Annotated in this window: 11 protein-coding genes; 6 read left to right on the forward strand and 5 right to left on the reverse strand. The window is 68.6% G+C overall.

Going from position 1 to position 12,763, the window contains the following annotated elements; genetic code table 11:
• Positions 1 to 9: 9 nt before the first annotated feature.
• Genes PSA7680_RS09140 through PSA7680_RS09150 form a run of 3 tightly spaced genes read right to left on the reverse strand, consistent with a single transcriptional unit; the run spans position 10 to position 3,889 of the window.
• The gene (locus PSA7680_RS09140) at positions 10 to 2,661 is read right to left on the reverse strand and encodes an MlaD family protein (protein WP_085868405.1); all 2,652 of its coding nucleotides are present in this window, start codon (positions 2,659 to 2,661) and stop codon (positions 10 to 12) included.
• Positions 2,658 to 3,296 (reverse strand): paraquat-inducible protein A, encoded by a 639-nt coding sequence (locus PSA7680_RS09145; protein ID WP_085868406.1) that lies wholly within the window; start codon positions 3,294 to 3,296, stop codon positions 2,658 to 2,660. The genes PSA7680_RS09140 and PSA7680_RS09145 overlap by 4 nt, the downstream gene beginning before the upstream one ends.
• Positions 3,263 to 3,889: a paraquat-inducible protein A gene (locus PSA7680_RS09150; protein WP_085868407.1), complete on the reverse strand. Its 627-nt coding sequence runs from the start codon at positions 3,887 to 3,889 to the stop codon at positions 3,263 to 3,265. The genes PSA7680_RS09145 and PSA7680_RS09150 overlap by 34 nt, the downstream gene beginning before the upstream one ends.
• A 237-nt stretch (positions 3,890 to 4,126) precedes the next feature.
• Between PSA7680_RS09150 and bioB the strand changes: the two genes are divergently transcribed.
• The 6 genes from bioB to PSA7680_RS09180 are packed head-to-tail and all read left to right on the forward strand — an operon-like array spanning position 4,127 to position 9,544.
• A complete protein-coding gene (gene bioB, locus PSA7680_RS09155) occupies positions 4,127 to 5,113 on the forward strand; it encodes a biotin synthase BioB (protein WP_245824553.1) in 987 nt (328 codons plus the stop codon).
• A gap of 10 nt (positions 5,114 to 5,123) precedes the next feature.
• Complete coding sequence (locus tag PSA7680_RS09160) at positions 5,124 to 6,257, forward strand: 8-amino-7-oxononanoate synthase (protein WP_085868408.1); 1,134 nt, start codon at positions 5,124 to 5,126, stop codon at positions 6,255 to 6,257.
• Positions 6,254 to 6,877, forward strand: a complete 624-nt coding sequence (gene bioD / locus PSA7680_RS09165; RefSeq protein WP_085868409.1) for a dethiobiotin synthase — start codon at positions 6,254 to 6,256, stop codon at positions 6,875 to 6,877. The genes PSA7680_RS09160 and bioD overlap by 4 nt, the downstream gene beginning before the upstream one ends.
• The gene (bioA, locus tag PSA7680_RS09170; RefSeq protein WP_085868410.1) at positions 6,874 to 8,157 is read left to right on the forward strand and encodes an adenosylmethionine--8-amino-7-oxononanoate transaminase; all 1,284 of its coding nucleotides are present in this window, start codon (positions 6,874 to 6,876) and stop codon (positions 8,155 to 8,157) included. The genes bioD and bioA overlap by 4 nt, the downstream gene beginning before the upstream one ends.
• Positions 8,157 to 8,774, forward strand: coding sequence for a pimeloyl-ACP methyl esterase BioG family protein (locus tag PSA7680_RS09175; protein ID WP_085868411.1), 618 nt, complete (start codon positions 8,157 to 8,159; stop codon positions 8,772 to 8,774). Before bioA ends, PSA7680_RS09175 begins: the two co-directional genes overlap by 1 nt.
• Positions 8,771 to 9,544, forward strand: a complete 774-nt coding sequence (locus PSA7680_RS09180; RefSeq protein WP_085868412.1) for a methyltransferase domain-containing protein — start codon at positions 8,771 to 8,773, stop codon at positions 9,542 to 9,544. Before PSA7680_RS09175 ends, PSA7680_RS09180 begins: the two co-directional genes overlap by 4 nt.
• Before the next feature lie 106 nt (positions 9,545 to 9,650).
• Here PSA7680_RS09180 and PSA7680_RS09185 read toward each other — a convergent pair whose 3' ends face one another.
• Both PSA7680_RS09185 and PSA7680_RS09190 read right to left on the reverse strand, forming a co-directional pair.
• Complete coding sequence (locus PSA7680_RS09185; RefSeq protein WP_085868413.1) at positions 9,651 to 10,262, reverse strand: GntR family transcriptional regulator; 612 nt, start codon at positions 10,260 to 10,262, stop codon at positions 9,651 to 9,653.
• A gap of 84 nt (positions 10,263 to 10,346) precedes the next feature.
• Positions 10,347 to 12,701 carry a Tex family protein gene (locus tag PSA7680_RS09190; RefSeq protein ID WP_085868414.1) on the reverse strand — a complete coding sequence of 785 codons (2,355 nt, stop codon included), beginning with the start codon at positions 12,699 to 12,701 and terminating at the stop codon, positions 10,347 to 10,349.
• Positions 12,702 to 12,763 lie beyond the last annotated feature (62 nt).

The raw sequence follows: 12,763 nt of genomic DNA on the forward strand, positions 1-12,763 counted from the left end.
AGTTCATTCCTATCTCCCCGTCAGAAGCGCGTTGGGTTTGCGCTGGATCGTCTTGGCCAGCGAGCTGGCATCTTCCGCGGCCTGCCGCACCGCGCGCACCGCCAGAACGGCCTCGCGGTTGATCGGCGAGCCATTGCCGTAGGCGGCGAGCGTGGCCTCCGCCGTGCTGGCGAGGCGATCGAGCCGCTCCACCAGTTCGGGCAGGCTCTGGGCCGCCTTGGCCACCTCGTCGGCGGCGTTCTCGGCCGAGGCCAGCGTGCGGTTGAGGTTCTCCACCGCCCCGCCCTGCTGCAACTCGTCCAGAACCGCGCGCACCTGGTCCAGCGCCGCCGACAGCGAGGCCGGCAGCGCCTGCATGCCCTCGGAGGCGATGAGGTCGTCGGCGCTTTGCAGCACGTCGTTGGCCGAGGCCGCCAGCTCCTCCAGCGGCAGGCTTTCCGCCTTCTGCACGAGGGCGTCGATGTCGGCCATCAGCTGCGGCAGCCCCTCGGAGGCGCTGCTGATGTTCCGGGCGGCGGCGCTCACGTCGGCCAGCGCGGTGTTGAGGTTCTCCACCGCACCGCCCTCCTGGATCTCGGCCAGGATGCCGCGCAGCTCGGTGAGCGTTCCCGAAAGCTCCGCCGGCAGCGCCTGCATGCCCTCGGAACGGATGAAGCCGTCGATGCTTTCGATCATGGCGTTGGCCGAGTCAGCCACCTCGCCCATCGGCAGCTGCTCCAGCTTGGCCACGACGGCGTTGATGTTCTCGAGCAGGGCCGGGAAATCTTCGCTCGCGGTCGCGACGTTGGCCGCGGCGACATTGGCATTGTCCAGCACCTCGGTCAGCTTGGCGATCGTCTGACCGCCCTCCAGCTGTTCGAGGATGCGCCGCACCTCGGCCACCGAGGCCGCCAGATCATCGGGCAGCCCCTGCAAAGCCTCGGACGAAACGATCTGATCGGCGCTCGCCAGGATCTCGCTCGCGGAGGTGGCGATGTCGCCCAGCGGCAGCGCGTTGACGGTCTGCATCAGCGTTTCGATCTCCTGCACGAGGCCCGGCAGCGTCTCGCTCGCGGCGGCGACCTGCTTGGCGGCCACGTCCGCGCTCTCCAGAACCGAAGTCAGGCTGGCCACGGCGTTGCCTTCCTCCAGCTTGTCGAGAATGGCGCGCAGATCGGCGATGGCCCCGCTCAGATCGTCGGGGATCGTCTGGAGCTTCTCGTTGGCCACGATGCCCTCCACGCTTTGCAGCACGTTGGCCACCGAGCCCGGAATCTCGCGGATGCGCTCGTCCCCGGCCACGGCGCGGATGCTCGCAAGCGTCTGGATGGCTTCGTCCAGCAGCTCCTCGATCGGCAGGTTCGAGACCCGCTCAAGCACGCCTTCGGCGGCGGAGGCCAGCGTGTCCGGCGCGGCCGGTATCGTCGGGAAGGTCGGATAGGGCGTGGCGAAGAGATCGATCTGGGCCGGGTCGGCCTCCGGCGCCTCCACCAGCGCGATGAAGAGGCTGGAGGCCAGAAGCCCCTGCGAAGAGATCTGCGCCCGCAGGCCCCGTTTCACCAGTTCGTTCAGGAAGGCCAGCGTCGTCTCGTTTTCCTCGTCGGTGCCGAGGCCGAGGCGGTTGGGCTGAACCGCGAAATTGGCCACCAGCCGCACGCTCTCCTCGCCGTTCTCGTCGGTATGGACGCGGGCCGACATCTCCGTCACCTCGCCCACCTTCAGCCCCTTGTAGGAGACATCCGCCCCCACCTTGAGCCCGCGCAGGTTGCCTTCGAATTCACTCGACAGGTAGACGAGGCTGTCGAGGCTGTCGTCGAACAGGCTGTTCCGGGCCTCGTCCTCGTTGCGGTAGAGATCGAACACCGCGTTCTCCCCCACCGGCTCTCCGCCCGAGAAGAGCGTGTCGAACACGATCCCGCCCTGGACGATGGAGGTCAGGCTGTCCACGTTGAGGTTGATGCCGCCCGTCCCCAGCGAGACGTTGATGCCCGAGGAGTTCCAGAAACGGGTGCCGGTGGTGATGAAATCATCGTAGGGCGCATCAACGAAGGCCGAAAAAAGCACGGAATCCCCGGCATCGGAAAGCTCGACCGTCTCCACCTTGCCCACGCCGATACCCCGCAGCAGCAGCGGCGCGCCGACCGAGACGGAGCCGGTATCCTGCGAGCGCAGGGTGATGCGCGTGCCGGGCTTCTTGAGATCCACCACCGGGGCGGTATCGCGGCCGGTGAAGCGGCGCGCGGGTTGTCCCGGCACGTTGTCCCAGCTGGCGGCGATGTAGGCGCCGGAGAGCACCGTATCCAGCCCCCGGATCCCCTGCGCAGACACCTCGGCGCTGACCACCCAGAACTCCGTCGATTCATCGAGGAAATGCACCATCTCGGGGTGGATCGCCGCGTGCACGAGCACCTTGCTGAGATCCTCGGAGAAGGTCACGTCCTCGACGCTGCCGATCTCCACGTCGCGGTATTTTATCACCGTGCCGTGCGCCTTGATGCCGTTGGCCTCGGAAAACTCGATGATGATCGGCACGTCCTGGTCGCGGTAGGCCGTGTAGGCGTAGTAGAGCGCCCCGGCCAGCGAGATCAGCGGGATCAGCCAGACGAGCGAGATCCGGCTCAGGAGCGAACCTTTGGGCGGTTCAACCACCAGCGTGGTGGAGTCGGGAGGCGTATCGGTCACGTTTGATCCTGTTCTTCAATGCGATCCCAGATCGCGCGGGTGTCGAAACTCTGGGCCGAAAGCATCGTGAAGGCAACGGAGAGTGCAAAACACACGGCCCCGAGCCCGGGCACGATGCTGATCACGAACCCCAATTGCACGAGCGCGGCGGTGAGCGCCACGACGAAAACATCGACCATCGACCAGCGCCCGATGAACTCCACCACCTCGAACAGCACGTGGCGCCGGTGCTTGCGGATCTTCAGGCCGAACTGCACGCTGAGCGCGAGGTAGGCCACGGCGATGAACTTGCCCACCGGGATGGCCACCGAGGCCAGCAGCACCACGATCCCCACGAAGTAGTCGCCGTGGGCGATGAATTCGATCACCCCGCCGATGATGGTGCTGTCCACCGTGCGCCCGAGGATCTCGGTGCGCAGCATCGGCAGAAGGTTGGCCGGAATGTAGACGAAGAGCCCGGCGAACCACCAGGCCCAGACATGCTGCAGGCTCATCCGGTCGCGCGAATGCAGCCGGGCACCGCAGGTGCGGCACTCCTTCGTGCCGCGCCGGTGGACCGTGCCGCAGCGGACGCAGCCCACGAGGCCGGCCTGGCGCGCCGTCAGGCCGCGGCGGATTGGTTCAGAAGTTTCCATGTCGACCATTTGCAGACGGAGGCGTCCTTGAAGGCCACGACGACCACGAGGATGCAGTAGAGCCAGAAGGCGGGCCCGAAGGAGACCGAGGCCAGCCCCATCAGTTTCACGAGGGCCACCATCGTTCCGACGATGAAGATCTCGGTCATCGCCCAGGGCAGCAGCCACTGGGCGAAGAGAAACACGCGCTTCGCACCCGGCGCGGGTTTGCGCCCGAGGCGCAGCGGCAGCAGCGTGTAGATCAGCGCAAGCGCCCGCACCAGCGGCAGCGCGATCACCATCATGGCCACGAAAGCCCCCGCGACGATCATCAGCCCGTGATCGAAGATCGCCACCATGCCGAGGATGGAGGTGGATTTCTGGAGGCCGGACTGGCTCATCGACAGGAAGGGAAAGCTCACGGCGCCGATCATGAGCACGGTCGTCGTCACCGCGAGCGCGATGGCCACGTCCATCGATTGGCGCCGCGGGGCGATCAGCACCGTGTGGCAGCGCCGGCAGCGCGCCTTGTAGCCCGGTTCGACCGGCGCGACCTCATGCAGGAGGTCGCAGGTCGGGCAGGCGATCAGCCGATCAAGATCCGTGTCCGTCATGTTCACTCGGAAAGCTAACGCGTCAACGCCCGCAGACAAAGGGTGTTTCGGTGCTTTGTTCAACTGTTTTCTTCGCGCCCGCCGCGATGCCGCACCCGCGCCTGCCCCCGTTCCGGCACCCACGGAAACACGGCCTCGGAGGCGGATCACCAATTTTATCTATAAAATTTCCCGATTGACCTTCGCGGCGCTTTGAACAATCTACAAAAAACCGCAGCCATCGCCAGGAGCCCTACTGTGCTGGACAACATCGACACGAGCGTGCGCACCGACTGGACGCGCGAAGAAGCCGAAGCCATCTACAACCAGCCCTTCAACGATCTTCTCTTCCAGGCCCAGACCGTGCACCGGGCGCATTTCGATCCGAACAAGGTGCAGATGTCCAAGCTCCTGTCGATCAAGACGGGCGGCTGCCCCGAGGATTGCGCCTATTGTTCACAGTCGGCCCGCAACGGCGCCAAGCTCTCGGCCTCCAAGCTGATCGAGGTGGAGCGCGTGCTTGCCGAAGCCCGCAAGGCCAAGGAAGCCGGCGCGACGCGCTACTGCATGGGCGCGGCCTGGCGCTCGCCCAAGGATCGCGACATGGATCAGCTCGTGGCCATGGTCGAGGGCGTGAAGGCGATGGGCATGGAAACCTGCATGACCCTGGGCATGCTCGACGACGATCAGGTCATCAAGCTCAAGGGTGCGGGGCTCGACTACTACAACCACAACATCGACACCTCGGAACGCTACTACGAGGAAATCATCACCACCCGCACCTTTGCCGACCGGATCGACACGCTGAACCGCGTGCGCGAGGCGGGCATCAAGGTCTGCGCCGGCGGGATCATCGGCATGGGCGAGGAGAAGATGGACCGCATCGACATGCTGCTGGCGCTGGCCACCCTGCCCGCACATCCCGACAGCGTGCCGATCAACCAGCTGATCGCCATCCCCGACACCCCGCTGGCCGACGTGGCGCCGCTGGACCCGCTGGAATTCGTGCGCACCATCGCTCTGGCGCGTATCCTGATGCCGAAATCCCACGTGCGCCTCTCCGCCGGCCGGACCGAGATGAGCGACGAGATGCAGGCGATGTGCTTCTTCGCCGGCGCCAACTCCATCTTCGTCGGCGATACTCTTCTGACCGCGGACAACCCGGAAGAGGATCACGACGTGGCGCTCTTCGACCGCCTCGGCATTCAGGCGATGGCGCCCGGCTGCGACGGCGCGAAGAAATAGGCTGCCGCCCGTGAGCCTGCTCACCCGCCACGCAGAGGCGCTGGCTTCCCTGGAGGCCCGCGGCCGCCGCCGTTCGCTGATCCCGGCGGGCGGGCACGATTTCGCCTCCAACGATTACCTCGGCCTCGCGCAGTCCCCCGAGCTTTTGCAAGCCGCGCAAGAGGCTCTGGCGCGCGGGGTGCCCGTCGGCGCCGGGGCCTCGCGGCTGCTGCGCGGCAACCACCCGGAGCACGAGGCGCTCGAAGCCGAGGCCGCGGCCTTCTTCGGCACGCAGGCCGCGCTGTTCATGCAGGGCGGTTTCGTCGCCAACACGGCGATCCTTTCGGCCCTGCCCCGGCAGGGCGATCTGATCCTGCATGACGCGCTGATCCACGCCTCCAGCCACGACGGCATGCGGCTGGGCCGCGCCGAAACGCAGGCCTTCGCCCACAACGACGTGCAGGACGCCGAAGACAAGCTGCGCGCCTGGCGCGAGGCCGGCAACACGGGGCTGGCGTGGCTCTGCTTCGAAAGCCTCTACAGCATGGACGGCGATCTGGCCCCGATCGACGATCTGGTGGCCCTGGCCGACCGCTTCGGCGCGATCTGCGTGGTGGACGAGGCCCATGCCACCGGTGTCTTCGGCGATATGGGGCGCGGGCTGTCCCACCCTTTCGCGGATCGGGAGAACGTGCTGACGCTGCACACGGGCGGCAAGGGGCTGGGGGCCTCCGGTGCGCTGGTCTGCGGCGATGCGCGCCTGATCGACACGCTGATCAACCGCGCGCGCGGCTTCATCTTCGCCACCGCGCCCGCGCCGCTCACCGCCGCCATCCTGCGCGCCTCGCTTGCGCTCCTGCAAAGCCAGCCCGAACGGCAGGCCCGCCTGCAAGCCCGCATCGCGAAGGTGCGCGCGCTCTGTGCCGGGCGCATCCCCCTGCCCGCGCAGGCCACCCAGATCCTGCCGGTGATCATCGGCGGCGATCACGCCACGATGGAGGCCGCCGCCGCGCTGCAGGCGCAGGGCTTCGACATCCGCGGCATCCGCCCCCCCACCGTGCCGCGCGGCACCTCGCGCCTGCGCATCTCGCTCACGCTCAACCCGTCCGATGACGCCGTGGCCGAGATGGTCGCGGCGCTCTGCACCGTTCTGGAGCCCGCATGAAACCCATTGTCGTCACAGGCACCGATACAGGCATCGGCAAGACGGTCTTTTCCGCCGGCCTCACGCAGGCGCTTGCCGCGACCTATTGGAAGCCCGTGCAATCCGGGCTGGAGGAGGAGACCGACAGCCAGATCGTCGGCCGGCTCTCGGGCCGGCCGGTGCTGCCCGAGGTCTACCGCCTGCAACTGCCCGCCTCGCCGCATCTCTCCGCCGAGGCGGAAGGCACGGAGATCGACGACGCCCGCCTCACCCTGCCCGCCCATGAGGGCGCACTGGTGGTGGAAGGCGCGGGCGGCCTCCTGGTGCCGCTCAACCGCCGCACGCTCTACCTGGACGTGATCGCCCGTTGGCAGGCCCCCGTGGTGCTCTGCGCGCGCACCCGGCTTGGCACGATCAACCACACGCTGCTTTCCTTGCGCGCCCTGCGCGCGGCCGGCTGCCCGGTGCTGGGCGTGGCCTTCATCGGCGAGGCGGAGGATGCCGTTGAGGAAACGATCGTTCAGTTCAGCGGCATCCCGCGCCTCGGCCGCCTGCCCTTCCTGGCCGATCTCACGCCTGCCACCCTGCGCAGCGCCTTCGCCGAAGCCTTCGACCTGTCCGCCTTCTCGGGGGCCGCATGACACCGCTCGAATTCGACGCCCACCACCTCTGGCACCCCTACACCTCCGTCACCGAACCGGGGCCGACGCATATGGCCGTGCGCACCGAGGGCGTGCGGATACACCTCGAAGACGGCACCGCGATGATCGACGGCATGTCCAGCTGGTGGAGCGCCATTCACGGCTACAACCACCCCGCCATCATCGGCGCGGTGAAAGCCCAGCTGGATCAGATGCCCCACGTGATGTTCGGCGGGCTCACCCACCAGCCCGCCGTGGATCTGGGCCAGCGCCTGCTGGCGATGCTGCCCGAGGGCCTCACCCGCATCTTCTACTGCGACAGCGGCTCGGTGGCGGTCGAAGTGGCGATGAAGATGGCGGTGCAATACCAGCACTCCATCGGCCAGACACGCCGCAGCCGCTTCGCCTCGATCCGCTCGGGCTACCACGGCGATACCTGGAAGGCGATGAGCGTCTGCGATCCGGTGACGGGGATGCACCACATCTTCAAGGGCGCGCTCTCGGTGCAGCATTTCGTGGACACGCCGCCCATCGCCTTCGGGCAGGAGTGGGTGGAGGATCCCGCCGCCAACGGGCTGGCGAGCCTCGCTGCCTGCCTCGAGGCCCACGGAGACGAGATCGCCGCGCTGATCCTTGAACCCATCGTGCAGGGCGCGGGCGGGATGTATTTCTACCACCCCGAATACCTCAACGCCGCGCGCGCGCTCTGCGACGCCCACGGCGTGCTGCTGATCTTCGACGAGATCGCCACCGGCTTCGGCCGCACCGGCAAGGCCTTCGCCACCGATCACACCGAGATCACGCCCGACATCATCTGCCTCGGCAAGGCGATCACCGGCGGCACCATGTCCTTCGCGGCCACCGTGGCCTCCGACAAAGTGGCCGAGGGCATCGGCGGGGCCGAGCCGGGCGTGTTCATGCATGGGCCGACCTTCATGGGCAACCCGCTGGCCTGCGCCGCCGCCGGGGCCAGCCTCGCGCTGCTTCAGGAGGGCGACTGGCAGGCGCGGGTGGCCCGGATCGAGGCGCAGATGGCGGCGGAGCTTGCCCCGGCGCGCAAGCTGCCGGGCGTGGCCGACGTGCGCGTGCTGGGCGCGATCGGCGTGATCGAGATGGACCACGTGGTGAGCGCGGCGCAGGCGCACCCGATCAGCAAGGAACTCGGCGTCTGGCTGCGCCCCTTCGGCCGCAACATCTACGCCATGCCGCCCTTCGTGACGGAACCCGAGGATCTCTCGCGCATCACCGGCGCGATGGTGCATCTGGCCGGAGTGCTCTGATGGAGGGCACGTGGATCAGGCAGGGCGGCGCGGAGCGCGTGATCTGCGTCTTCGGCGGCTGGGGGTTGGGGCCCGAGGCCGCCGGCGGCCTGCCCTGCGATGCCGATCTCTACTGGCTGCGCGATTACCGAACACTTGACGCAGCCCTGCCCGATTTTTCCCGCTATTCTTCCCGCGTGCTGGTGGCATGGTCCTTCGGCGTGGCCGCCTACGGCCATTGGCAGGAAGGGCGCGCGGACGGGTTCGACACCCGCGTCGCGCTCTGCGGCAGCCCCGCCCCTGTGGACCGCCGCCTCGGCATCCCGCCACGCACCTACGAGGCCACCCAAGGCGGGCTGTCGCCGGAGAGCTTCGCCGCCTTCGCCGGCCTCTGCCATGGCAAGCCCGTCACGCCGGGCGAAGTGGACATTGCAGCGCTTGGCGAGGAACTGGCCGCGGTGAAGGCACGTGGGGCGGCGCCTGCCGTGGCATGGGATCTGGCCGTGATCGCCCTGCAGGATCGCATCTTCCCGCCGGGCAACCTGCGCCGGGCCTTCGCCGGCACGCCGATCCGCGAACTGGACGCCCCCCACGTGCCTTTCGCCGCACTGTCGCGCTGGGAGGATCTGCTGCCATGAAGGATTGCTGCCGGCGCGCGCCCGACCAGACCCGCGTGGCCCGCAGTTTCGCCCGCGGGATGGCGAGCTATTCCCGATCCGCCGTGGCGCAGGCACAGGCGGCTGACCACCTGTTCACCCTCGCGCAGGCACGGGGGCTGAGCACCGCCGGGAACATCTTCGAATTCGGCGCGGGCACCGGCTTTCTGACCCGACACCTCGCGACGCTCGCCCCGAGCGCATTCACCGCCAACGATCTCGTGCCCGACTGCGCCGACGGGCTGCGCGCGCTGGTGCCCGGGGCCGCCTTCCGATTCCTTCCCGGCCCCGTGGAAAACCTGCCGTTTGACGGGCCGTTTGACGTGATCGCCTCGGCCTCCACCCTGCAATGGCTGTTTGACCCGGCCCCGCTGCTCGCGCGGCTCTACGATGCGCTTGCACCCGGCGGCTGGCTGCTGCTGTCGGCCTATGGCCCCACCCATTTTCCCGAATTGCGCGCGCTCGGCCTGCCCGAAGGCGCGCCGGGGTATCGCGACGCTGCGGGGATGGCGGCGCTATTGCCTGCGGGCATGGAGATCGCCTGCGCGCAGGATCAGGAGATCACCCTGCGATTTGACAGCGCCCGCGCCGTGCTGCGCCACCTGCGCGACACCGGGGTGAACGGCGGCACCGGCCAGCGCTGGGGGCGCGCGGACCTGGCCGCCTTCTGTGCGGCCTACGAGGCGCGGTTCGGCGATGAGGGCGGCGTGCGCCTGACCTATGCGCCGAGCTATCTGGTGGCGCGGAAATAATGATAAGATTGGTGAGCCGGGCGGCGCCCGCACCGGGGCGGAAGCGAAGCGCCCGCCCATGGGGCGGGGCGGGCGCTGCCCGGCGGTGCCCGCCGGGCCAAGGCCTCTAACCCAGCCGCTTCAAATGCCGCTGCAGAATGGCCACGGCGCTTTCCGCGTTCTTCTGCGAGATCGCCACCATGATCGCGCGGTGATCGCGATCGCTGCGCTCCTCCCAGTGGCTGCGGTAGGTGGCCAGAAGGTGGCGCGCGCCGAGCCGTTGCAGATCGTCGATCTGCGCCAGCATCCGCGGCATGCCGCAGGCCGCGAGGATGGCGCGGTGGAAGCGCCGGTTGCCCTCTTCCCACGTCACGATGTCGGCTGCTTCGTCGCAGGCCACGCGGGCGGCCTCGGCCTCCTGCACCTGCGCGGGGGTGAGCCGCGGCACGGAATGGCGCAGGGCCACCGGCTCCAGCGCCAGGCGCATCTCGCGGATTTCGCGGATGTCGGCCGGATCGAAGGGCGCCACGCGCATCCCGCGGCGCGGCAGCGAAACCGCCAGCCCGCGCGCCTGGAGCCGCAGGAAGGCTTCGCGCACGGGGACGTGGCTCGTCTCGAAGGCGCGGGCGATGTGATCCTGCCGCAGCTTCTCGTCCGGCGCCAGTTCGCCCCGGATGATCTGATCGCTCAGGGCCTCGGTGATGCGGTCGGAAATGGTGGATTTCGCTGCGGTTTCCATGGGCATTCTGATAGGGTGGCGCTGGCCCCGTTGCAACGGAAATGGGCAGGCGCATTCGCGCCCGCCCGGTCGGGCATCGCCCGGCTACTTCCTTCGCATCGCGTCCAGCAGCGCCGCGCCCAGCGCGCCGTTTCCAGCCTCCTTCGGCCCGGCTCCGCCCTTGCGCGGCGGCTGCTTGCCACGTGAGCCGCCTGCGGACTTCTGCGCGGCCCCGCGCTCCGCGCGGGCCTCTTTGGCCGAAGCGCCGCCGTCCTTGCGCATGGACAGCCCGATGCGCTTGCGCGGGACGTCCACCTCCGTCACCCGGACGCGCACCACGTCCCCCGCCTTCACCACCTCGTGGGGGTCCTTCACGAAGCGGTCGGCAAGCTGGCTGACGTGCACGAGCCCGTCCTGGTGGACGCCGATGTCCACGAAGGCTCCGAAGGCCGCCACGTTGGTGACGGTTCCTTCCAGAACCATGCCGGGTTTCAGATCGGTGATCTCCTCCACCCCGTCGGTGAAGGTGGCGGTCTTGAAGCTGGGGCGCGGATCGCGGCCCGGCTTCTCGAGTTCGGCGAGAATGTCACGCACCGTGGGCAGGCCGAAGGTCTCGTCCACGAAATCCTCGGGCCTGAGAGCCTTGAGCGTGGCGGAATCGCCCATCAGGCTGCGCAGATCGCGCCCGCAGGCCGCCACGATCCTGCGCGCAACGCTGTAGGCCTCGGGGTGCACGGCGGATGCGTCCAGCGGCTCTTCGCCGCCGTTGATGCGCAGGAACCCCGCGCATTGCTCGAAGGCGTGCGGCCCGAGGCGGGCGACGTCCAGCAGCTGCCGGCGGGACTTGAAGGCGCCATGCACATCGCGGTGAGCCACCACGGCCTCCGCGAGGCTCGGGCCGAGCCCCGACACATGCGCCAGCAGCGCCGCGGACGCGGTGTTCAGATCCACGCCCACCGCGTTCACAGCATCTTCCACCACCGCTTCCAGCGCCTTCGCCAGCCGGTGCTGGTCCACGTCGTGCTGATACTGCCCTACGCCGATGGATTTCGGCTCGATCTTCACCAGTTCGGCCAGCGGATCCTGCAGGCGCCGCGCGATCGAGACGGCCCCGCGCAGCGAAACATCCAGATCCGGGAACTCGCGCGCGGCCAGTTCGGACGCCGAGTAGACGGAGGCCCCCGCCTCCGAGACCACCACCTTCGTCGGCACCTTCTGCCCCTTGGGGATCATCTTCAGCGCCTCGGCCACCATGCGCTCGGTTTCCCGGCTGGCGGTGCCGTTGCCGATGGCGATCAGCTCCACGTCATGCTTGGCCACGAGGCTCAGCACCGCATGCATCGCGCCCCGCAGATCGTTCTTCGGCTGGAAGGGATAGAGCGTATCTGTGGCCAGCAGGCGGCCGGTGGCATCCACCACGGCGGCCTTCACCCCGGTGCGGATGCCCGGATCGAGCCCCAGCGTGGCGCGGGGGCCGGCGGGCGCCGCGAGCAGCAGATCCTTGAGGTTGCGGGCGAAGACGTTGATCGCCTCCTCGTGGGCACGGGCACGCAGATCGCCCAGCAGATCGAGGAACATGGAGGTCGAAAGCTTCACCCGCCATGTCCAGCCCGCCACCTTGCGCAACCAGAGATCGCCCGGCGCGTCGCCGTTGATGCCGATCGCATGGGCGATGATGCCCACCGCGCGGTCGGCGCCGGTTTCAGGGTCGGGCGCGATCTCCAGCGTGACGATGCCTTCCTTGGAGGCGCGCAGCATCGCCAGCGCGCGGTGCGCGGGCACGTCGGCCCAGCGCTCGCGGTGGGCAAAGTAGTCGGAGAACTTCGCCCCCTCCTGCTCCTTGCCCTCCACCACGGTCGCGGAGAGAAAGGCCTCCTTCTGCATGAAGCCGCGCAGCTCCCCCAAAAGGGCGGCATTCTCGGAGAGCCGCTCCGTCAGGATGTCGCGCGCGCCGTCCAGCGCGGCCTTCACGTCGGCCACGGCCTCCGTCAGGTAGCCTTCCGCCAGGGTCTCCGGGCTGGCCGCGCGATCGGCGAGGATCGCCTCCAGCAGCGGCTCAAGCCCGTTTTCCCGCGCGATCATGGCGCGGGTGCGGCGCTTGGGCTTGTAGGGGAGGTAGATGTCTTCCAGCGCGGCCTTGGTCTGCGCGCCGGCGATGGCTTTCGCCAGATCCTCGGTCAGCTTGCCCTGATCCTTGATCGAGGCGGTGATGGCGGCACGGCGATCCTCCAGCTCGCGCAGGTAGGCGGCGCGATCGGCCAGCGTGCGCAGCTGGGTATCGTCCAGCCCGCCCGTCACCTCCTTGCGGTAGCGTGCCACGAAGGGCACGGTCGCGCCCTCGTCCAGCAGCTTGAGCGCCGCCTCGACCTGCTGCGGACGCGCGCTGATCTCGGCGGCGATGGCCTGGGCGATGCGGGCCTTGGTGGCGGCTTCGGAAACGGGGGCGGAATCGGGCACCATTGCGGTCTCCAGTGTTGCTGCTCGGATCGCCGTTCTAGCCGTGCCGCGCTCGAGTGGAAAGC

It is taken from the genome of Pseudoruegeria aquimaris (assembly GCF_900172235.1).
Lineage (GTDB): Bacteria > Pseudomonadota > Alphaproteobacteria > Rhodobacterales > Rhodobacteraceae > Pseudoruegeria > Pseudoruegeria aquimaris.